Here is an 18,992-nt window from a genome sequence, read left to right on the forward strand (position 1 = left end):
CCTTAGAAGTCTGCCTTGAAGCTGACAGAGGCGAAGTCGCGGTCGTCGAGGGTGCTGTAGTCGTTGGAACCGAAGAAGGCGTTGTAGGCCAGTTCCACGCTGTAATCGTTCATGTAGACGCCGGTCAGGCTGACGCCGAGCGCTTGCTGGCCTTCCTGGAACGGCCCTTGCGGATCGTAGGAGTAACCCTCGACGTCATGTCGCCAGTTGACGGCTGGAATCAGGTTGATGCCCGGCAGCACATCGCTGTATTCCAGGCTGGCGCGCAAGCGATAACCCCACGACCAATCGGTGGCGAAACCCTTGTCGGTGCAGTACTGGTTGGTCACGCCCGACGCCGCGGTGTTGCACGGCGTACCGTTGCGCGTGGAGCTGCGGCCGAATGCCGAGTTGCGACCCAGGCGCTCGTCGCCCAGATCATCGATGTGCACCACGCCAGCCTCACCGAACAGGCTCAGGCGTGTGGCACCCAAAATGTTATCGAAGGCCTGGGTCGCCGAGGCGGTCGCCTGCCAGACGCCTTTGCGCTCCCAGCCGTCGTAACGGTCGCCACGATTGATGTTGAACCCTGTCGGCAACTGCACCCAGGAGCTGCCTGCCGCCCCGGTGATCACTGCAACGTTGATGTCCGGCGCGTTGATCGCCAGCGGCATGTTCGGCCGGTAGCTCAGCTCGCCGGCAAGGGAAATTCCGCTGTAGGGCTCGACACCGTTGAGGCTGATGCCGTACAGGCGAATATCTTCCGGAAACGCCGCGGCATAAGTCGGCGGTTGAACGCCGCCAGGGAACGTACCGCGTACGGCGGTGTTCTTCGCATTGAGGGTGAAATACGGCAGGCGTGAGTGGTAGTTGATAAAGTAAATCGCCGCTTCGGCATCGTTGAGCGCCGGGATCATCTGGCGCAAAGCGAAACCGAATTGACCGTTGTCCGACGGCGATTCATTACCCCGCGACGGCGCGTACAAACCGCTGGCCTGCATCTGCTGATCGGTCAACACCTGGCTCAGGTACAACGGCCCGCAACCTTTCTGGATCGCATCGCTGCTGGCGAAAAATGTGCCGCAACCGTCAAGAACGCTGGGGCGCCAGTTGTATTGGTAAAAACCTTCGAGGTTGGTGGTGTCCGACAGGCCAAAGCTGAAAGACACCATCTCCACCGGCAACTGGCCTTCCTTGATCTCGACGCCAGGACGGTTGAACGCCGAAACGTCCAGCGGGTTGATCACGTTGATGCCGTTCTGGATCAGCAGCGACTCGCCCCAGGACAACACCTGATTGCCGACTTTCACGTTCAGCGGATGATCGGCCAACTGGAAGTCTTTCCAGACATAGGCATCGAGCATCTCGAACCCCTTGAACTTCGACAGATCGTCCCAGCCCGAATCGTCGAAATCCTTGAACCGACCGTTGCGGGTTTCGTAGGCGTGGTCGTACCAGTATTTGAAGCGGATGAACGCGCCCTGCCCCTGGCCATCGAGGCTGAAATCGGTAAGGCCCTTGAAGATCTGCGAGATGGGGTCGCCCCGCTCGAAATTCAGCCGGTTGTCGTCGGCGCTCACGCTCGTGCCATTGGCCTGAACGCCTTGGGCCTGCAAGGCGTTGGCGCGGGTCATGAGGCTCTTGTCGGGATTTTGCGTCGACCAGCTACTGCCCAGGCTCAGCGTGGTCTTGGTCGACAGGCTCCAGTCTTCGTTGATATCGAACGTGGTCGCACAGGCGGGTCCCGTCAGTACGGCAATGATCGCCAGCGCAAGGGGTTGCGGGCGGGTGTGGCCAGGCCGGTGCAGTCGTTGGCGGACTGTGGCGGTGGCCGAGCGTTTTTTTATCATTATTAGGCTCCGGTCAGGTTTGCTCAACCTGATCACGGTGCCTGACGCTCATCGATGACACACAAGCGGTGGCCGACAAAAAGTAATCATCGGAGGTGATTTAAGGGCGGTCATGCGACCAGTCAGGCCGCCGCGATTACCCAAGCAACGGATATACAACCACCTTCAAGGCGCGCCGAACCTCTCCAGATACGCCAACAGATCATCAATTTTCTCTTGATCACTGATCCCCCAGAAAATCATCCGCGTCCCCGACACCACAGCCTTCGGATCTTCGATATACGCCGCCAGTTTCTCCCGGGTCCAGACGATTCCAGATGATTTCATGGCCTCGGAGTACTGATAGTCCGTGGTACTCCCGGCAACTCGCCCGATCACATTATTGAGCTGCGGCCCAAAAAACGCTCTCGCGGACTCCCCGACCTGATGGCAGCCACCGCACACTCGCTTGAACAGCTTGCCGCCCGCCTCGGCGTCCCCCGCCGCCTGCGCTTGCATGCTGAGCCATCCGAGGCTCAGGACGAGCGCCAACACCGCCGTTTTGTTCATGTTCACCCCGTTCCACCGTCGCCTGCGATAAAAAATGCTCGCCATTTGAGCATGACCGGGATCGCTGGCATACCTGAGTATGAATCTTTAACACCTAGATGTTCGCCTGCCCAACCTATGCATGAGTGACGTGTTTTTTAAGCCAATTAAGATGGCTTGCTTGAATGTGAACAACCCCGTGACCCACCAGGTGAACATGATGAACACCCCCAAACTCGCGTTAGGCATTGCCCTCTTTTCGGCTCTCGGTTGCATCGCGGCGAACACTCAAGCGGCCGAAGCGGGAGCCACGACAACCGGTGCCGGCACCGCCGCCCACAACGTTGCCGAAGGCGCGCCCGACCGTATCAAGGAAAGACAACTGGCTGAAGGCGGCGCTGATCGCTTGCAGGAACGGCGACTCGCCGAGGGCGGCGCGGATCGTCTGCAAGAACGTCGACTTGCCGAGGGCGGCGCGGATCGCCTGCAAGAACGGCGGCTCGCCGAGGGTGGTGCCGACCGTCTGCAAGAACGGCGGCTCGCCGAAGGTGGCGCGGATCGGCTACAGGAACGTCGACTTGCCGAAGGTGGTGCGGATCGTCTCCGAGAACGGCAACTGGCCTCGGACGGTTCCGATCGACTGAAGCAGAACAACGTCGCGGCGGGCTACAACTCGATGCGCGGCACACGTGTAGCAGAAGGCGGTTCCGACCGATTGCTGCACAACCATTACGCCGATGGCAGCAATGGTTACGATGCCAGCTCCGACGTCATGCCTTACTTCTGCATGGAATGTCGCTGAAATACATAATGTGGGAGCGAGCCTGCTCGCGATGGCGGAGGAACATTCAACATCACTGTTGACTGATCTACCGCTATCGCGAGCAGGCTCGCTCCCACAGGTTATTTGCTTCAAGCGGTTTGTAATTTGGCTTCAATCCTTGAAGTCAGTGGACAGCGCCAGGTCTTTCCACTCGGCCAGTTCCTCGGCGACAAAGCGGTTCTTCGCTTCAATCCTCGCAATGGTGTCGCTGCCCAGCGCCAGACGTTGCGGTGGCTTCGGTGCATTGACCAGGGCGAGCATGGCCTCGGCGAATTTCACCGGATCACCCGGCTGCGCATGGTTGGCCGCCTCGGCATGCTTGCGCATCGCACCGACGGTTGCATCGTAGTCCGGCAGTTCCAGCGCGGTCTTTACCAGCGATTGTTCGTCGAGGAAATCCGTGCGGAAGAAGCCCGGTTCGACCACCGTGGCATGAATGCCCAGCGGCGCCAGTTCCTGATGCAGCGCTTCGGTAATGCCCTCCACCGCAAACTTGGTGGAACCATAGACCCCCCAGCCCATGTAGGCCTGGTAGCCGCCAATCGAAGAGATGTTGATCACATGCCCGGCACGCTGGCGGCGCATGTGCGGCAGTACTGCACGCGTCACGTTGAGCACGCCGAACACGTTGGTGGCGAACAGTCGCTCGGTCTCGCTGGCGCTGGTTTCTTCGACCGCCCCCAACACGCCAAAACCGGCATTGTTGATCAGCACGTCGATGCGGCCAAAACGCTTTATGCCCTCGGCGACTGCCTGATGCGCTTCTTCTTCGCGAGTCACGTCCAGGCGCACAGCCAGCAGGTTTGGATGATCGCCCAGCCGGGCGATGATTTCTTCGGGTTTACGGGCGGTGGCAATCACCGCGTCGCCGGCACGCAGAGCCTGTTCTGCGATGAGGGTACCAAAACCACGGGAAGCTCCAGTAATCAACCAAGTACGCATTTCAACGCCTCCTGACAACGACCCGAGCGTGATTGCCGGGCCTTCTTGATGAGTTGACGCCACTGTAAAACTCGATTACTGATGTGATAATCCCAGCAATTTTGCATGGCTTTGTGAAAGGCACTCACAAATGAAAGTTCCTTCTGCGGCCGACCTTACGACCTTCCTCAGCGTGGCCACTCACCTGAACTTCAGCCGGGCGGCGGTGGAGCTGGGGTTGACGCCTTCCGCGCTGAGCCATTCGGTACGGACCCTGGAAAACCGGCTCGGTGTGCGGTTGTTCAATCGCACCACCCGCAGCGTCGGCCTGACCGAGGCGGGTGAACGTCTGTTCGCGCGATTGAAGCCCGCGTTTCGCGACATCGACGACGCCCTCGAAGACCTCAACAACTTTCGCGACAAACCCTCCGGCAACCTGCGAATCACCGCCGGCCGCCAGGCCGCGGAGTTGGTGCTGCTGCCCCTGGCCGCGAAATTTCTGCAAGCCTATCCGGACGTGAAGCTGGAGATCGTCGCCGATGACGGTCTGGTCGACGTGGTGTCGGAGGGGTTTCACGCCGGGGTGCGGTTCGGTGCGCGTCTTGAAGCTGATATGGTATCGCTGCCCATCGGTGCCTACATGCGTTCGGTGGTGGTGGCCTCGCCCGAATTCTTCAAGCAACATGCCATTCCGCAAAAACCCGAGGACTTGCATGGCCTGCCATGCATCCGCCATCGCTTCCCCAGTGGTTCGCTGTATCGCTGGGAGTTCGAACGGGGCGGCATCGCCCAGGAAATCGAAATCGACGGGCCGCTGACCTTAGGCGACGTCAGCCTGATGGTCGGCCCGGCGCTGCAGGGCGTCGGTTTGGCTTACGTTTTCGAAGAGATGGTCAAGGTGCCTGTCGCCGACGGCCGGCTGATCCAGGTGCTGGGCGATTGGTGCCCCTACTACCCGGGCCTGCACCTGTACTACCCGAGCCGACGGCATGTGCCGGCGACGCTCAAAGCCTTCATCGAATTTGCTCGCGCCGCCCGGGAGCAGCATCCGGGCTGACGCAGCCGACAGAAAAAAATCATTAACCCCGACTGAGAGAAAAACCGATGGTCACCTGCTACCTCAAATATGTGCTGGACCCGTACAAGCTCGAAGCGTTCGAGCACTACGGGAAATTGTGGATACCGCTGGTGGAGAAATTCGGCGGCCAGCATCACGGCTACTTCTTGCCGTCCGAAGGTGCCAACAACATCGCCATGGCTCTGTTCACTTTCCCGAGCCTGGCGGCTTACGAAAGCTATCGGCAACAGTCCATGAGCGATCCGGAGTGCATCGCCGCGTTCAAATACGCCGAAGAGACCCGCTGCATCCTCAGCTATGAGCGCAGCTTCTTGCGCCCGGTGTTCGGCACCCCGGTGTAAATAACCGGCAGACGATTGTCGGCGTCACCGTCCCTTGGAGGGCGTCGACAGCCCCGGGCTCAACCTTGGTGCAGATCGAGGCAGTAGGTGTAGTAACCGCCATCGCGTACATAACCCAAAGACTCATACAAACGCTGGGCGCTGAAGTTATCGGTAGCGGTTTCCAGGGTCATGCCCTTGGCACCGCTCAACCGGGCAAAGTCGCGGGCGGTGTTCATCAGCAGCGTACCGACGCCTTTGCCCCGAGCGTCCTGTGTGGTGAACAGGTCGCCAAGCAACCAGGTGCGGTGCGCGTCGATTGAGGAAAATGTCGGGAACATTTGCACGAAACCCAATGCTGCGCCGTCGCTGTCTACGGCAATGAAGATCACCGATTCGTCCCGGGCAATACGCTCGGCGATGAAGTCACGGGACAGAGGCAGGTTTGTTGGCTGACGGTAAAAAACCCGGTAGGCGTCGAACAATGGGGCAATGATATCGATGTGGGATGCGTCGGCGCGCAGGGCCTGGATAGCCATGAGGATGCTCCATTGCGGTCTCGAGGATTAACAGCCTAGCAGCCCCTGACCACCTGTAGGAGCAAAGCTTGCTCGCGATGACGGCGCCACACTCAGCACAGATGTTGACTGCAAGACTGCTATCGCGAGCAAGCTTTGCTCCTACCGGTTGCGTGACCTGTGGAGGTGAAGTGCGATTCAAGCCATTATGAAGTGATGGGTCATCAAGGAGCCGTTGCCGATGTCGCGTTTTCCCGGTCTGTGGATGCTATGCCTGAGCCTTGCGCTGCCGTGCATGGCTGACGAGTCGAAACCTGAACACATGGTGTATCTGCGCAACGTCGATCCCGGCATTGAGCAGGACATCCGGTATGCCGGCGCCCATAACTTCACCGGTCATGCGCTGGATGGCTATCAGGCAGCCGAGTGCCTGTTGGCGGCGGATGCAGCCAAAGCGCTGTCACGGGTGCAATCGGCGCTCAAGGCCGAGGGCTACGGCCTGAAAGTCTTCGACTGCTACCGCCCCCGTCGTGCAGTGGCCGACATGGGACGTTTCGCCAACGAACCGGGCGACCCGCGCAAGGCTGAATTTTACCCACGGGTAGACAAGCAGGACTTCTGGCGCCTGGGTTACGTGGCGCGAGTCTCCAACCACTCACGGGGCGGCACCGTCGACCTGACCATGACCGGCCCCGGTGCACTGCCCGCAGACAACTGGACACCTGCCGTCACACCGGTCGATTGCACCGCCGACGTTGGCCAGCGCTGGCACGACGGCGCGGTCGACATGGGCACCGGGTTCGATTGTTTTGATGAACGTGCCCATACTGACTCTCCATTGATCAGCGCGGCGGCCAGGGACAATCGCCAGCGACTCAGCCGTGCCATGGAAAAGGAAGGGTTTACCGGCTACGCCAACGAGTGGTGGCACTTCACGTATACCCGGGACCCGTCATTGAAGACTGTCATGGACTTCCCCATTACCCCGCTTGCGCCATGAACAATCTGATCAAGGCCTGGTCGTTTCTGGTGCTGTTGCTGCCCGCTGCAGTCGTGGCCCAGGTACTCGACGACAGCGATCAGCTGATTGTGGTCACCAGCAAAAACTGGGATGCCATCCAGGGCATCGCGCAACGCTATGAACGGCACGGCGACAGCTTTGAAAAATTCGAAGTGGCGTTTCCCGTGGTGCTCGGAAAACACGGCATGGGCTGGGGCAAAGGCATGATTGTCGTGAAGGACCCCTCGGGACCGGTAAAACAGGAAGGCGATGGCAAGGCCCCGGCCGGTGTGTTCAAACTGGGAACCGCGTTCGGCTATGACACCTCTGCCGCCACCCGCCTGCCGTATCTCGCACTGACGCAAACCCTCGAATGCGTGGATGACAGCCAGTCGTCGCGCTACAACCAACTGGTCGACAACGGGACACTCGCCGGGGACTGGACCAGCGCCGAACGCATGCGCCGCAAAGACGATTTGTATCGCCAGGGCATTTTCATCGAACACAACACACCGGCCATCCCCGGCGCAGGCTCGTGCATCTTCCTGCACATCTGGCGCGGCCAGACGACACCGACCCGAGGCTGCACGGCAATGGCCGCGGAAGACATCGCGCGGTTGTTCAACTGGCTCGACCCGCGCCGTTCCCCACTGCTGGTGCAATTGCCGGAGGCACAGTACGAGCAGTGGCGTGAACACTGGAAGCTTCCGCCTCGCTGACCAAAGGACTGCACTTTGCCTGGCGCAGCTTTGCTGCAGTTTCCACGAACGGCATGACGATCAGGCTGTAGAGGGTCAGGTAACGCTCGTCCGCTTCACCGGTGCCAAACCGGATGGATTCGGGTTTTGACTGCGTGACGTAGAGCGTGCCGAACATCCAGTCCCAGAGCGACAAGTTGACCCCGTAGTTTTTGTTGAAGTGTCGAGGCGCATCGCTGTGATGAATCTGGTGTTGCGCCGGGCTGTTCAGCACATGCTCGACTACCGGTCCGAACGAAAGCCAGACATGACTGTGCCGCAGGTTTGCCGCCAGCGCATTGAGGATGAACACCATGTAGGTCACACCAAACAGTGTGTAGCGGCTGATCTCCCCGCCACAGGCATACCAGAAGACGCCGGCGAAGGCGCTGATGAAAACGATGTCAATCAACCGCCCGACTATTATCTCGCTGAAATGCACGCGACTGGCCGTCACCGGAACCAGCACCGACGCCGAATGATGAACCTTGTGAAACGCCCACAGATAACGGGAATGAAAGGCACGATGTACCCAGTAATGAATGCAGTCCTGTAGCAAAAATACGCCCAGCCCGTAGAGCAAGGACAGCGCCAGATGTTCCTCCATCTGCACCCGTGCGCCCCACAGGTGCGTGAAAAAACGGATGTAATCGCCGGAACTCAGAACATACGGATCAACCAGCCCGACCACGGGCACAACCAGCATGACCTTGAGGATCGCCCGCACAAAGTAATAGCGGTAATCGAGCAATGCCGAAGGATGAAAATGCACACGGTTGCCGCCGATGAATTGCCAGAACGTACGCGCATTGGTCAGGCCACGGGGCTTCCTGAAACGGAACAACCCATAGGCAACGACATAGGAGATGAAAAGGAATGCCACACAGAGGCGGCCATTGAGGTCGAACAGACCGAGGAACCGCTCGCTGACAGGTGCGATCACCCAGCGAAACAGGTATTGGTAGAACGGTGCGAGAACATCCATGAACGGCTGCCCCCTTTCGAAGCAAGTACGTTGTTGGCCAGATTGGAAATGGGTGAAACCCTGTGAGTGACAAGTCCATTTCCGACCAACATCCGTTCATCACATCCAGGCGCACGAGCCCGATGACCTGTGCCTTCCCGGTTTGCACCGTACCATCGAGTGCAGACGCTATTGCGGATGTATCTTATTCAGGCTTTTGTGTTTCGGCAACAGGCGTGCCTGCCTGTTTTGCGATAGTCGCGTCTCACAGCAACGCACTGCTCATGGATATCTTCGGTTCGCCCTGAGTTGTGCGACCTGATGCGTCAATCAAGACCGGGGACCTGTAGGAGCGAGCCTGCTCGCGATGAGGGTGGCACATTCACCGTCTGCAGCGACTGACACACCACCATCGCGAGCCTGCTAGCGCCTTCAGGGAGATTCGGTTTTTTCAGAAGTGAATTTCAGCAGCCGGGATCACATCGATCCGCGCTACCGAGCCGGTCAAGTGCGCCAGATCCTTGTTGTGCTCGGCAATGATGTCTTCGGCGGTGAGGTTACCGTTGTCGACGGTGGAGTGTGCATCCGCCGCCAGTACCACGTCGTAACCCAGTTTCAATGCCTGGCGCACGGTGGCGTTGACGCAGTAATCGGTTTGCAGCCCGCAGATGACCAAGCGATCGAAATCCTGCACCGGCAGCAGTTTTTGCAGGTTGGTCTGATAGAACGAATCACCGGTGGTCTTGCGTACGCGCCAATCCGTGGCCGCAGTCGCCAAGCCTTCAGCCAGTTGCCAGCCAGCAGTGTCATGAGCAAAAGGACTGCCCTCTTCTTCTTCGTGCTGGATAATCACCACCGGAGCTCCGGCATTGCGCGCACGCGCAGAAAGCTCGTTGATGGTATCGATGACACGCCCGATCTCGAAGCACTCGTATTCGCCTGAACACAGAGCCTGCTGGACGTCGATGATTAACAATGCGGTGGTCATGATTCCTTCCTTGAACATTCAGAGTGGCAGGGGACGAACATAAGTCCGTCCCCCCTCGAACACAACCCTTAGTAACCCAGCGACAAGCCGGTGTTACGCCGTGGATCGTTGGCCCCGTAGAAACGGTTCTTGCCCACCGGTTTGCCATCCAGTGACGGCGCGCCAACCAGGATCGCCGCCAGGTGGTTGGCATCCTGCGGGCCGGCAAACTTGTGGCCCCAGCTTTCGAGGATCTTCACCGTATCCGGGCTGGTGGTGAACGTTTCCAGGTTGGTTTCCTCCGGAAGCCACTGCTGGTGGAATCGCGGTGCATCGACCGCTTCCTGGATGTTCATGCCGTAGTCGATGACGTTGAGCATGGTCAGCAGAGTGGCCGTGATGATCCGGCTGCCGCCCGGCGTACCCACCACCATCACCACTTTGCCGTCCTTGGTGACGATGGTCGGGCTCATGGACGACAACGGCGCCTTGCCCGGCGCGATGGCATTGGCCTCGCCCTGCACCAGGCCGTACATGTTGGGCACGCCGATCTTCGAGGTGAAGTCGTCCATCTCATCGTTGAGGATGACCCCGGTCTTGCTGGCCATGACCCCGGCACCGAACCAGTCGTTGAGGGTGTAGGTCACCGACACCGCGTTGCCCCATTTGTCGACGATCGAGTAATGGGTGGTGTTGCTGCCTTCGTGGGGCGCTACGCCAGGCTTGAGGTCCTTCGACACCCCGGCCTTCTGCGGGCTGATCGCTTCGCGCAGCTTGGTCGCGTAGTTTTTGTCGAGCAGATGGGCGATCGGGTTTTTTACGAAATCCGGATCCCCCAGGTAGCTGTTGCGGTCGACGTAAGCGTGGCGCATCGCTTCGATCTGGTAGTGCATGCCCTGGGCCGAGTGATAGCCCAGGTCCTTCATCGGATAGCCTTCGAGGATGTTCATGATCTGGCAGATCACTACGCCGCCAGAACTCGGTGGCGGTGCCGACACCACGTGGTAACCGCGGTAGTCGCATTCGATCGGCGCCAGTTCGCGGGTCTTGTATTTGTCGAGGTCAGCCTGGGTGATGATGCCTTTGTTGGCCTGGCTGGACGTGACGATGGCGTCGGCCACCCAGCCTTTGTAGAAGCCGTCGGCGCCCTTCTCGGAAATTTCCCGCAGGGTTTTGCCGAGGTCCTTTTGCACCAGCTTTTGTCCGACCTGCATCGGCTCGCCGTTGCTGAGGAAAATCGCGCCGGAATCCTTGATATCTTTCTTGAACACGTCGGTGGCGTACTCCAGCAACTCGACATCGCCCTGCTCCAGTACAAACCCGTCTTCCGCGAGTTTGATCGCCGGGGCAATGACTTCCTTGCGTGGCTTGGTGCCGTATTTGCTCAAGGCCAGTTCCATGCCGGAAACAGTGCCCGGCACGCCGACAGCCAGGTGACCACGGGTGCTCAGGTCCGGCACGACGTTGCCGTCCTTGTCGAGGTACATGTCGGCAGTGGCAGCCAAGGGGGCTTTTTCGCGGAAGTCGAGGAAGGTCTTGCGCCCGTCGGCCAGTTGAATGGTCATGAAACCACCACCGCCCAGATTACCCGCCGCCGGATACACCACGGCCAGTGCGTAACCCACCGCGACAGCGGCGTCGACCGCGTTGCCGCCATTTTTCAGAACATCAACGCCCACGTGGCTGGCCAGGTGCTGAGCGGTGACCACCATGCCGTTTTCAGCGGCGACCGGGGCCACAGAGGCCGCGTGGGCCGTCAGACAGCTGAGCGCCAATGAGGTCGCTATCAGCGTTTTGGCAAAAGGTTCGTACTTCATGAGTCGGTCTCTTCTTGTTTTAAAGTCGGAAAATTCGTCAAAAGCAGTAGCCAAGTATGGTCGGGATTGCGCATTGCGCCTCCCTTGAGAAGCAGTATCCTTAACGCCTGTTCAACAATCAGACGGGGCTAGCGCCATGACTTTCACCTGCACCACTCTGGCTTCCCCGGTTGGCGAATTGAAGCTGGTGGCGAAAGGTTCGAGACTGGTGGCCATCCTCTGGGAAAACGACAGACCGGGCCGAGTGCGCCTGGGACCGATGAGCGAAGCGCCGGACTCTCCGATCCTGATACGTGCCGCCGCGCAACTGCGCGAGTATTTCGCCGGCACACGCCGAAACTTCGATCTGGAGCTGGATTTTTCCGGAACGGAATTTCAAAAGCAGGTTTGGGCAGCGCTACTGACCATTCCGTTTGGCGAGACTCGCAGCTACAGCCAGATTGCCGAACAGATCGGCAACCCGACCGCGGTAAGGGCGGTTGGAGCGGCGAATGGCAAGAACCCGCTATCGATCATTGCACCGTGCAATCGGGTAATCGGTGCGTCGGGAAAATTGACCGGTTTTGCCGGGGGGCTGGAAGCGAAAGAACTGCTATTGACGCTGGAGGGCGGACATTGGCCCGCCACAGCGCGCCTGCCTGGCTTCTAATCCTGTAGCAGCGAGCCTGCTCGCGATGGTCTTCAACGATAACGCGGGAAATCTGAATCCCCGCGGTGTTTGCGAATCCATCGCGAGCAGGCTCGCTCCTACAGGGGGGAGCAATACCTCAGGAGAGCTGCGCCTGGTATTCCTTCTCGTATTGTCCTGCCAGCGCTTCTTTCTGCTTGTCGTCGAGCAACTTACCAGCCATCTGGAAGAATTTCTGCTCTTCCTCCTTGAGATGGTGATGAACCTTTTCCGACAGCTTCTTGGCGGTCGCGAGCCAGGCCGGGCTGGACATCTCGGTTTCGTCCAGTTCCTCCATCATTTCGTCCATTTCGTGATGTTCGGCAATCGCATGGCGGCTGAGGTCGACGCCGTTATCGAACTCCATCAGCGGGATGTAGAAATGCCGCTCTTCAGCGGTTTCATGGGCCTGGAGTTCAGCCTTGAGCTGTTTGTACGCCTCGACCCGCTCGGGGGTGTCGCCACTGGTCTGGATCAGCGCCTTGGCATAGGTACGCTGGCGTTCATGGCTTTCGCGCAAGGCTTCGAAAATATTCACGGATTGTCCTCATCGGTCGCGTTCGGGAAGACGCGTCTTAATCAGTGACATCCGCGCGCGGGCGACGGTTCCACCCGCGTTGCGCTGATGGAACATTGCCGCCGAGCACGATAGGCTGAGTGTTCACAGCCATAAGGATATAGCCATGACCCTGCGTATCGAACGCAAGACCAACCCCAGCAACGAAGAGCGCGAGGCGATCCTCGTGCCGCTGCGCGCCTACAATGCTTCGAAATCAGCCAGCCCGCCGCCGGAACACATCGCGTTGCTGGTACGCGATGACAACGATCAGATTGTTGGCGGTGTTTACGCCCGGTTGTTTTATCAATGGTTGTTCATCGACCTGCTGGCGGTGCCGGAACAGGCCCGTGGCCAGGGCATGGGCACGAAGCTGATGGAGATGGCCGAAGACCTGGCCCGGGAAAAGGAATGCGTCGGCCTGTGGCTGGAAACCTTTGAATTCCAGGCACCGGAGTTCTACAGGAAATGCGGCTACAGCGAAGTCGGACACATCGCCGACTACCCACCAGGGCACAAGCACTTTTTCTTCCAGAAACGCTTGAGAAACGACCTGTAACCTGTAGGAGCCGGCTTGCTGGCGATGGGGATTTCATAGACGCCATCGCCAGCAAGCCGGCTCCTACCAGGGGTTTGTGTCACGCCATTCGATTAGAGACAAGTGGCCAATGCCGCCAACCGGCGTTTGGCGACGAAGTCATCCTGTTGCGCGTAGTAGCTCAACACAGTGCCCGAGGCATCGGTGGTCACGTCCACAAAAGACTCCGCGGAACGGGTGTAGACCGTAGTGCCGCCCTTCTCGGCCGGTTCCAGGTACGCAGCAGCGTCAACACCGAATACCGTTTCGTCCTGCCACGAAAACTGCACACACTGGGCGACGTCTTTCGCCGGTTTGTCCGAGTTCAGGGTTTTGTACGGGGCTTTGGTACGCGCATCGTTCATTGCCGAGCCCGCGCATCCCGCCAGCAAGGTAGCGGCCAGCGCCACCATCAGAATTCGCATTGCATTCACTCATCAGGAAAAAGCGGACTGTATCACCGTGGCACAGGGTATCGTTCTGCTTTACTGCATTTATAACGCGACACCACGCGACGATTCGCGCACCCTGTCGCGCCATGACGCTGCATCGCACCTTGACTGGAAGCCCAATGATCCCCAACGCCGAGTTTTACAAACCGACCACTGAATACGCTGACAAACTGATCAGCCAGATAGGCCAGACGCCCTCCTGGATCGCCAAGCGGATCGGCGTCACCGACAAGCGGATTCGCTACATCCTCGACGGTGAGAGGACCGTCAAAGGCGAAACCACGCCGATCCAGATGACCTACACCGAGCAGTTTGCCCTCGAATGTCTGGCGGCAGCGGCCAAGGCCAGCAAGAAACAGTCTTCGTAATCCGTTCCCGAGGAGTGACCATGGCGGCATCCGAGCTGCAACATGAACAGGCATTGAACAAGTTTCTCGATGACCACCCCGAACTGCGCATCGAACTGGACAACCTCAACCCGTTGCTGGCCCAGGCCAAAGGCGAGACCCTCGCGCAGTTTCGCGAGGAGCGTTTGCATGAAGCCTTCGAAGCCGAAGCCGAGCGCCTTGGTTTGTTTGCCTGGGAACTGACCCTGCAATTGACCTCTGCCACACCGCAGGAATACGAGGCCCAGCGCCTTGAGGTGCACCGGGAGGTCGCGGAAATGGCCGGCATGGACTGGCTGGAGTATTGCGACTTGTACGGGATAAAATCCTGACCACCGCTCAAGGACGCCATCGCCCATGCTGCCTTCCGCCTCCAGAACTCACGCCAGCCCCGGCCACCTGCACACACAGAAATGGCGCGGGCGCATCGGCCTGAGCCTGGTGGCCATGCTTTCGGTATTGGCCGGCATGACCGACGCTATCGGTTTCATGGCCAGCGGCGATTTTGTTTCGTTCATGAGTGGCAACACCACGCGCATGGCCGTCGCGATCAGCGCCGGTGACCTGGGTTTGACCTTGCGTCTGGTGATCCTCGTCGCCACGTTCATCCTCGGTAACGCGCTGGGGATTATCGTCAGTCGCTGGGGTGGTCGCCGGGCGCTGCCTTTGATGTTGTGCATTGCCGCCCTGCTCTGCGCTGCAGCGGCATGGCCATACGACACGCAAATGCCGGCCTTGCTGGCGGCGATCATCGCGATGGGCATGCTCAACGCCGCGGTGGAACAGGTCAATGGTTTACCGGTCGGCCTGACCTACGTCACCGGTGCCCTGTCGCGTTTCGGGCGTGGATTGGGACGCTGGCTGCTTGGCGAACGACGCGACGGCTGGCGGGTGCAATTGATCCCCTGGACCGGCATGTTTGCCGGCGCAATACTCGGTGCGGTGCTGGAACACCACTTTGGGCTCAAGGCACTGTTTGCCAGTGGTTTGCTGGCGGCGGCGCTGGGGGTGTTGTCGCTGAGGATTCCGCGGCGTTGGCAGTTGGGCTACATGCCACGCTGAATTTTGTATCGCCCGCTCTGGTCTCATCGCTGGCAAGCCAGCTCCCACAGGGATTTGTGAAATGATTGAGATTGTAGTGTCACTACATAACCTGTGGGAGCTGGCTTGCCAGCGATAAGGTCCGCACAGGCGACATCGACTTAGCCCCTGCGCCGATAAAGCTTTATCATGGCCGCAGTTTCGCTGATCGAGTCCGTCATGAAGTTCGCCATCGCCGTGTTTTCCGCCGCCCATGCGCCCTCCTCGCGCCGCGCCTTGCTGTTCGCCCAAGCGGCGCTGGCCGGTGGGCACGAGATTGTCCGGCTGTTTTTCTACCAGGATGGCGTCCACAACGCATCCGGCAGCGTAGTGACGCCGCAGGATGAGCAGGACTTGCCAAAACAATGGCGTGCTTTTGTCAGCGAGCAAAAACTCGATGGCGTGGTGTGCATCGCCGCCGCCCTGCGCCGGGGTGTGTTGAACGAGGAAGAAGCCAAACGCTATCAACGTGAAGCTGTCGCCGTCGGCGCACCGTGGGAATTGTCCGGCCTCGGCCAATTGCATGATGCGGTGCAAGACGCCGACCGCCTGATCTGTTTCGGAGGCGCCTGACATGGCCAAATCCTTGTTGATCATCAGCCGTCAGGCACCGTGGTCCGGCCCCGGTGCCCGGGAAGCGCTGGACATCGTGCTGGCCGGCGGCGCTTTCGATCTGCCGATCGGCTTGCTGTTTCTCGATGACGGCGTGTTCCAGCTCGCGACCAGACAGGATGCCAAGGCTTTGCAACAGAAAGACTTGAGCGCCAACCTGCAGGCCTTGCCGATGTTCGGCGTTGAAGAACTGTTTGTCTGCGCCGACAGCACGGCGCAGCGCGGGCTGGACCCGAGCGCTCTATCGCTGAAAGAAGCCCGGGTGCTGGCTGCCAACGAAATCACCGCCCTTATTGACCGATACGACCAGGTGATCACTCTCTGATGTCGACTTTGCATGTGTTGTCTCATTCCCCTTTCGGCGACGAACGCCTGAACAGTTGCCTGCGGTTGATCGGCAGCAATGACGCACTGCTGCTGTCCGGCGACGCGGCCTATGCCTTGCAACCGGGCACCGCGCCGTTCACCACGCTGCATGCCCGCGGCCTGCAACTGTATGTCCTGGCCGAAGATGCCCAGGCCCGCGCCATCGACGTTCCTGACTGGGCCAATGCCATCGATTACCCGGCCTTCGTCGAACTGTCGCTGCGCCACGACAAGGTCAACAGTTGGCTATGAATGCACTGACGGTCGGCGCACGCGCCATCGAATTGGACAAAGACGGTTTTCTGCTCGAACTGAGCGACTGGTCGGCTGAAGTCGCCTGTGCCCTGGCGGCTGCGGAAGACATCGAGCTGAGCGCCGAACACTGGGAAATCCTCGAACTGCTGCGCAGTTTCTACGCCGAATTCCAGCTGTCGCCCGCCACCCGCCCACTGATCAAATACACCGCATTGAAGCTCGGTCCGGAAAAAGGCAACAGCCTGCACCTGAACCGATTGTTCAAAGGCACCCCCGCCAAACTCGCCGCGAAACTGGCGGGCCTGCCCAAACCGACGAATTGCTTATGACCGACTATCCAGCGCTGACCCTTGAAACACCTGCCGAGCACCCATTCGCCCAGTTCGTGCGGATTCTCGGCAAAGGCAAACGCGGCGCCCGCGACCTGACGCGCTCGGAAGCCCGCGAAGCCATGGGCATGGTGCTTGATGAGAAGGTCGAGGAAACCCAACTCGGCGCGTTCCTGATGCTGTTGCGGCATAAAGAAGAAAGCGCCGAGGAAATGGCCGGGTTCACCGAGGCTTTGCGCGAGCGCCTGCAAGCGCCGGCATTGGCGGTGGATCTGGACTGGCCGACCTACGCCGGCAAAAAGCGCCATTTGCCATGGTATCTGTTGGCCGCCAAATGCCTTTCGCAGAACGGCGTGCGGATTTTCATGCACGGTGGCGGCGCGCACACCGCGGGCCGGCTGTACAGCGAGCAATTGCTGGATGAGCTGCAGATTCCGTTGTGCCGCAACTGGCAGCAGGTCGGCACGGCTCTGGACAACGGTGGCCTGGCGTTCATGCCGCTGGTGGACTGGGCACCGCAACTGCAACGGATGATCGACCTGCGCAACACCCTCGGGCTGCGTTCGCCGATCCATTCGCTGGCGCGGATTCTCAATCCGCTGGGGGCCCGCTGCGGCTTGCAAAGTATCTTCCACCCCGGTTATCAAGCCGTGCATCGTGATGCCAGCGGTCTGCTCGGCGACACCGCCATCGTGGTCAAGGGAGACGGCGGCGAGATCGAGATCAACCCGGACGCCGACAGCCACTTGTACGGCACCACCGGCGGCGCAAGCTGGGATGAGGAATGGCCGCAGCTGTCGAGCCAGCGTCACGTCAAACCTTCCAGTCTCGACCCTGCACACCTCAAGGCCGTATGGCGCGGCGATGTGGTCGACAGCTACCCGCAAATGGCCCTGATCGCGACCATGGCTTTGGCCTTGCGCGGCCTCGGCCAGAGTCGTGAACAAGCATTCGAAACGGCTGAGAAATACTGGAACGCCCGGGATAAATCGATTTAATCGATCATTGACGCCCGAACTTTGCGCTTTTTGTTCGAACTCATCGGCATAGACTCCTCTCCAACGCTTATCGGTTGAGGAGTCCTGGACATGGGTTTGTTAGTTGAAGGTCGCTGGCAAGACAAGTGGTATGAAAGCAGCAAGGACGGCGCGTTCCAACGTGAGCAGGCGCAACGTCGCAACTGGGTGACTGCCGACGGCCAGCCTGGCCCGAGCGGCGTCGGTGGCTTTGCCGCCGAGCCCGGGCGCTATCACCTGTACGTTTCCCTCGCCTGTCCGTGGGCTCATCGCACGTTGATCCTGCGCAAACTCAAAGGCCTCGAAAACCTGATCGATGTGTCGGTGGTCAGTTGGCTGATGCTGGAAAACGGCTGGACGTTCGACAAGGCTCTGGGTTCGACCGGTGACAAGCTCGACGGCCTGACCTTCCTGCACCAGCGCTACACCGCCGATGCCGTCGATTACAGCGGTCGCGTCACCGTGCCGGTGCTCTGGGACAAACAGCGTCAGCACATCGTCAACAATGAATCATCGGAAATCATCCGCATGTTCAATGGCGCCTTCGACGAGTTGACCGGCAATGACCTGGATTTTTACCCGGCACCGTTGCGCAGTGAGATCGACGCACTGAACGAACGGATTTATCCGGCGGTGAACAACGGCGTGTACCGTGCAGGGTTCGCCACTTCTCAGCAGGCCTATGAACAGGCGTTCGACGAGTTGTTTGCCGAACTGGACCGACTGGAACAGTTGCTGGGCGCCAACCGCTATCTGGCCGGTGAGTACCTGACCGAGGCTGATATCCGCCTGTTCACCACGCTGATTCGTTTTGATGCGGTGTATTACGGCCACTTCAAGTGCAACCTGCAGCGCATTGCCGATTATCCGAACCTGTCGAACTGGTTGCGGGAGATTTATCAGTGGCCAGGAATCGCCGAGACGGTGGATTTCACCCACATCAAGAACCACTACTACGGCAGCCACAAGACCATCAACCCGACCGGGATCGTGCCCAAAGGCCCGGCGCAGGATTTCACAGCACCGCATGATCGCGAGCGGTTGAGTGGCAAAGGGGTTTGGCGCAAGGCTTGAGATTCAGATCGTTCCCACGCTCCGCGTGGGAACGCCGCCGGGGACGCTCCGCGTTCCGCTTCTGGAGGTGACGCAGAGCGTCACTGGATGCATTCCCACGCAGAGCGTGGGAACGATCCA

General features: G+C 59.6%; 25 protein-coding genes. 16 read left to right on the plus strand and 9 right to left on the minus strand.

The annotated features are described in order from the left end of the window. Positions 1 to 2: 2 nt before the first annotated feature. Together D8U18_RS21095 and D8U18_RS21100 are read right to left on the minus strand one after the other, a co-directional pair. Complete coding sequence (locus D8U18_RS21095; RefSeq protein WP_131108349.1) at positions 3 to 1,829, minus strand: DUF1302 domain-containing protein; 1,827 nt, start codon at positions 1,827 to 1,829, stop codon at positions 3 to 5. Between the two features lie 165 nt (positions 1,830 to 1,994). Continuing rightward, the gene (locus D8U18_RS21100; protein WP_056854886.1) at positions 1,995 to 2,378 is read right to left on the minus strand and encodes a cytochrome c family protein; all 384 of its coding nucleotides are present in this window, start codon (positions 2,376 to 2,378) and stop codon (positions 1,995 to 1,997) included. A gap of 199 nt (positions 2,379 to 2,577) precedes the next feature. Between D8U18_RS21100 and D8U18_RS29115 the strand changes: the two genes are divergently transcribed. Further along, entirely contained in the window at positions 2,578 to 3,159 is a 582-nt protein-coding gene (locus D8U18_RS29115; protein WP_241664345.1) for a phage infection protein, read from the plus strand. Positions 3,160 to 3,291: 132 nt separating this feature from the next. Here the strand turns inward: D8U18_RS29115 and D8U18_RS21110 are convergent, their stop codons facing one another. Then, positions 3,292 to 4,122: an oxidoreductase gene (locus D8U18_RS21110; protein WP_056854578.1), complete on the minus strand. Its 831-nt coding sequence runs from the start codon at positions 4,120 to 4,122 to the stop codon at positions 3,292 to 3,294. A gap of 130 nt (positions 4,123 to 4,252) precedes the next feature. On the opposite strand from D8U18_RS21110, the gene D8U18_RS21115 reads away from it, so the two are divergent. Further along, the gene (locus tag D8U18_RS21115; protein WP_056854579.1) at positions 4,253 to 5,158 is read left to right on the plus strand and encodes a LysR family transcriptional regulator; all 906 of its coding nucleotides are present in this window, start codon (positions 4,253 to 4,255) and stop codon (positions 5,156 to 5,158) included. A gap of 47 nt (positions 5,159 to 5,205) precedes the next feature. Beyond that, positions 5,206 to 5,520: an NIPSNAP family protein gene (locus D8U18_RS21120; RefSeq protein WP_056854580.1), complete on the plus strand. Its 315-nt coding sequence runs from the start codon at positions 5,206 to 5,208 to the stop codon at positions 5,518 to 5,520. A gap of 59 nt (positions 5,521 to 5,579) precedes the next feature. Here D8U18_RS21120 and D8U18_RS21125 read toward each other — a convergent pair whose 3' ends face one another. Further along, a complete protein-coding gene (locus D8U18_RS21125) occupies positions 5,580 to 6,038 on the minus strand; it encodes a GNAT family N-acetyltransferase (protein ID WP_131108350.1) in 459 nt (152 codons plus the stop codon). 220 nt (positions 6,039 to 6,258) lie between these two features. Between D8U18_RS21125 and D8U18_RS21130 the strand changes: the two genes are divergently transcribed. Beyond that, positions 6,259 to 7,017, plus strand: a complete 759-nt coding sequence (locus D8U18_RS21130; protein WP_131108351.1) for a M15 family metallopeptidase — start codon at positions 6,259 to 6,261, stop codon at positions 7,015 to 7,017. Further along, positions 7,014 to 7,736, plus strand: coding sequence for a L,D-transpeptidase family protein (locus tag D8U18_RS21135; RefSeq protein WP_130906300.1), 723 nt, complete (start codon positions 7,014 to 7,016; stop codon positions 7,734 to 7,736). The genes D8U18_RS21130 and D8U18_RS21135 overlap by 4 nt, the downstream gene beginning before the upstream one ends. On the opposite strand, the gene D8U18_RS21140 is transcribed toward D8U18_RS21135, so the two are convergent. From D8U18_RS21140 to ggt, 3 genes are all read right to left on the minus strand, one after another. After that, complete coding sequence (locus D8U18_RS21140; RefSeq protein WP_131108352.1) at positions 7,639 to 8,739, minus strand: sterol desaturase family protein; 1,101 nt, start codon at positions 8,737 to 8,739, stop codon at positions 7,639 to 7,641. The genes D8U18_RS21135 and D8U18_RS21140 overlap by 98 nt on opposite strands. 430 nt (positions 8,740 to 9,169) lie before the next feature. After that, on the minus strand, positions 9,170 to 9,706 hold the full coding sequence (locus D8U18_RS21145; protein WP_056854585.1) for a cysteine hydrolase family protein: 537 nt from the start codon (positions 9,704 to 9,706) through the stop codon (positions 9,170 to 9,172). A 68-nt stretch (positions 9,707 to 9,774) separates the two neighbouring features. Beyond that, positions 9,775 to 11,502, minus strand: coding sequence for a gamma-glutamyltransferase (gene ggt / locus D8U18_RS21150; RefSeq protein WP_131108353.1), 1,728 nt, complete (start codon positions 11,500 to 11,502; stop codon positions 9,775 to 9,777). A gap of 136 nt (positions 11,503 to 11,638) precedes the next feature. Between ggt and D8U18_RS21155 the strand changes: the two genes are divergently transcribed. Further along, a complete protein-coding gene (locus D8U18_RS21155; RefSeq protein ID WP_131108354.1) occupies positions 11,639 to 12,151 on the plus strand; it encodes a methylated-DNA--[protein]-cysteine S-methyltransferase in 513 nt (170 codons plus the stop codon). A gap of 118 nt (positions 12,152 to 12,269) precedes the next feature. Here the strand turns inward: D8U18_RS21155 and D8U18_RS21160 are convergent, their stop codons facing one another. Beyond that, entirely contained in the window at positions 12,270 to 12,707 is a 438-nt protein-coding gene (locus D8U18_RS21160; protein ID WP_056854588.1) for a hemerythrin domain-containing protein, read from the minus strand. Positions 12,708 to 12,852: 145 nt separating this feature from the next. On the opposite strand from D8U18_RS21160, the gene D8U18_RS21165 reads away from it, so the two are divergent. After that, a complete protein-coding gene (locus tag D8U18_RS21165) occupies positions 12,853 to 13,284 on the plus strand; it encodes a GNAT family N-acetyltransferase (protein ID WP_130906298.1) in 432 nt (143 codons plus the stop codon). Positions 13,285 to 13,376: 92 nt separating this feature from the next. On the opposite strand, the gene D8U18_RS21170 is transcribed toward D8U18_RS21165, so the two are convergent. Next, entirely contained in the window at positions 13,377 to 13,727 is a 351-nt protein-coding gene (locus D8U18_RS21170; RefSeq protein ID WP_056854590.1) for a hypothetical protein, read from the minus strand. 146 nt (positions 13,728 to 13,873) lie between these two features. Between D8U18_RS21170 and D8U18_RS21180 the strand changes: the two genes are divergently transcribed. From D8U18_RS21180 to D8U18_RS21220, 9 genes are all read left to right on the plus strand, one after another. Next, on the plus strand, positions 13,874 to 14,122 hold the full coding sequence (locus D8U18_RS21180; RefSeq protein ID WP_056854591.1) for a hypothetical protein: 249 nt from the start codon (positions 13,874 to 13,876) through the stop codon (positions 14,120 to 14,122). A 20-nt stretch (positions 14,123 to 14,142) separates the two neighbouring features. After that, the gene (locus D8U18_RS21185) at positions 14,143 to 14,472 is read left to right on the plus strand and encodes a DUF6388 family protein (RefSeq protein ID WP_131108355.1); all 330 of its coding nucleotides are present in this window, start codon (positions 14,143 to 14,145) and stop codon (positions 14,470 to 14,472) included. A gap of 25 nt (positions 14,473 to 14,497) precedes the next feature. Beyond that, positions 14,498 to 15,202 (plus strand): YoaK family protein, encoded by a 705-nt coding sequence (locus tag D8U18_RS21190; protein ID WP_056854593.1) that lies wholly within the window; start codon positions 14,498 to 14,500, stop codon positions 15,200 to 15,202. Positions 15,203 to 15,400: 198 nt separating this feature from the next. Further along, the gene (gene tusD, locus D8U18_RS21195; protein WP_056854888.1) at positions 15,401 to 15,793 is read left to right on the plus strand and encodes a sulfurtransferase complex subunit TusD; all 393 of its coding nucleotides are present in this window, start codon (positions 15,401 to 15,403) and stop codon (positions 15,791 to 15,793) included. A 1-nt stretch (position 15,794) separates the two neighbouring features. Next, positions 15,795 to 16,157, plus strand: coding sequence for a sulfurtransferase complex subunit TusC (gene tusC / locus D8U18_RS21200; RefSeq protein WP_130906296.1), 363 nt, complete (start codon positions 15,795 to 15,797; stop codon positions 16,155 to 16,157). Continuing rightward, positions 16,157 to 16,450, plus strand: a complete 294-nt coding sequence (gene tusB / locus D8U18_RS21205; RefSeq protein WP_056854595.1) for a sulfurtransferase complex subunit TusB — start codon at positions 16,157 to 16,159, stop codon at positions 16,448 to 16,450. The genes tusC and tusB overlap by 1 nt, the downstream gene beginning before the upstream one ends. Further along, entirely contained in the window at positions 16,447 to 16,782 is a 336-nt protein-coding gene (locus D8U18_RS21210) for a TusE/DsrC/DsvC family sulfur relay protein (protein ID WP_056854596.1), read from the plus strand. The genes tusB and D8U18_RS21210 overlap by 4 nt, the downstream gene beginning before the upstream one ends. Continuing rightward, positions 16,779 to 17,780, plus strand: a complete 1,002-nt coding sequence (locus D8U18_RS21215) for a glycosyl transferase family protein (RefSeq protein ID WP_056854597.1) — start codon at positions 16,779 to 16,781, stop codon at positions 17,778 to 17,780. The genes D8U18_RS21210 and D8U18_RS21215 overlap by 4 nt, the downstream gene beginning before the upstream one ends. A gap of 90 nt (positions 17,781 to 17,870) precedes the next feature. Next, positions 17,871 to 18,872, plus strand: coding sequence for a glutathione S-transferase family protein (locus D8U18_RS21220; RefSeq protein WP_056854598.1), 1,002 nt, complete (start codon positions 17,871 to 17,873; stop codon positions 18,870 to 18,872). Positions 18,873 to 18,992: the final 120 nt, after the last annotated feature.

Origin of the sequence: Pseudomonas sp. Sample_10, assembly GCF_004321495.1 — a bacterium.
Lineage (GTDB): Bacteria > Pseudomonadota > Gammaproteobacteria > Pseudomonadales > Pseudomonadaceae > Aquipseudomonas.

Coding starts and splice junctions, on each gene's coding strand:
- D8U18_RS21095 (WP_131108349.1), bottom strand. CDS start 1,829: ATGATAAAAAAACGCTCGGCCACCGCCACAGTCCGCCAACGACTGCAC.
- D8U18_RS21100 (WP_056854886.1), bottom strand. CDS start 2,378: ATGAACAAAACGGCGGTGTTGGCGCTCGTCCTGAGCCTCGGATGGCTC.
- D8U18_RS29115 (WP_241664345.1), top strand. CDS start 2,578: ATGAACACCCCCAAACTCGCGTTAGGCATTGCCCTCTTTTCGGCTCTC.
- D8U18_RS21110 (WP_056854578.1), bottom strand. CDS start 4,122: ATGCGTACTTGGTTGATTACTGGAGCTTCCCGTGGTTTTGGTACCCTC.
- D8U18_RS21115 (WP_056854579.1), top strand. CDS start 4,253: ATGAAAGTTCCTTCTGCGGCCGACCTTACGACCTTCCTCAGCGTGGCC.
- D8U18_RS21120 (WP_056854580.1), top strand. CDS start 5,206: ATGGTCACCTGCTACCTCAAATATGTGCTGGACCCGTACAAGCTCGAA.
- D8U18_RS21125 (WP_131108350.1), bottom strand. CDS start 6,038: ATGGCTATCCAGGCCCTGCGCGCCGACGCATCCCACATCGATATCATT.
- D8U18_RS21130 (WP_131108351.1), top strand. CDS start 6,259: ATGTCGCGTTTTCCCGGTCTGTGGATGCTATGCCTGAGCCTTGCGCTG.
- D8U18_RS21135 (WP_130906300.1), top strand. CDS start 7,014: ATGAACAATCTGATCAAGGCCTGGTCGTTTCTGGTGCTGTTGCTGCCC.
- D8U18_RS21140 (WP_131108352.1), bottom strand. CDS start 8,739: ATGGATGTTCTCGCACCGTTCTACCAATACCTGTTTCGCTGGGTGATC.
- D8U18_RS21145 (WP_056854585.1), bottom strand. CDS start 9,706: ATGACCACCGCATTGTTAATCATCGACGTCCAGCAGGCTCTGTGTTCA.
- ggt (WP_131108353.1), bottom strand. CDS start 11,502: ATGAAGTACGAACCTTTTGCCAAAACGCTGATAGCGACCTCATTGGCG.
- D8U18_RS21155 (WP_131108354.1), top strand. CDS start 11,639: ATGACTTTCACCTGCACCACTCTGGCTTCCCCGGTTGGCGAATTGAAG.
- D8U18_RS21165 (WP_130906298.1), top strand. CDS start 12,853: ATGACCCTGCGTATCGAACGCAAGACCAACCCCAGCAACGAAGAGCGC.
- D8U18_RS21170 (WP_056854590.1), bottom strand. CDS start 13,727: ATGCGAATTCTGATGGTGGCGCTGGCCGCTACCTTGCTGGCGGGATGC.
- D8U18_RS21180 (WP_056854591.1), top strand. CDS start 13,874: ATGATCCCCAACGCCGAGTTTTACAAACCGACCACTGAATACGCTGAC.
- D8U18_RS21185 (WP_131108355.1), top strand. CDS start 14,143: ATGGCGGCATCCGAGCTGCAACATGAACAGGCATTGAACAAGTTTCTC.
- D8U18_RS21190 (WP_056854593.1), top strand. CDS start 14,498: ATGCTGCCTTCCGCCTCCAGAACTCACGCCAGCCCCGGCCACCTGCAC.
- tusD (WP_056854888.1), top strand. CDS start 15,401: ATGAAGTTCGCCATCGCCGTGTTTTCCGCCGCCCATGCGCCCTCCTCG.
- tusC (WP_130906296.1), top strand. CDS start 15,795: ATGGCCAAATCCTTGTTGATCATCAGCCGTCAGGCACCGTGGTCCGGC.
- tusB (WP_056854595.1), top strand. CDS start 16,157: ATGTCGACTTTGCATGTGTTGTCTCATTCCCCTTTCGGCGACGAACGC.
- D8U18_RS21210 (WP_056854596.1), top strand. CDS start 16,447: ATGAATGCACTGACGGTCGGCGCACGCGCCATCGAATTGGACAAAGAC.
- D8U18_RS21215 (WP_056854597.1), top strand. CDS start 16,779: ATGACCGACTATCCAGCGCTGACCCTTGAAACACCTGCCGAGCACCCA.
- D8U18_RS21220 (WP_056854598.1), top strand. CDS start 17,871: ATGGGTTTGTTAGTTGAAGGTCGCTGGCAAGACAAGTGGTATGAAAGC.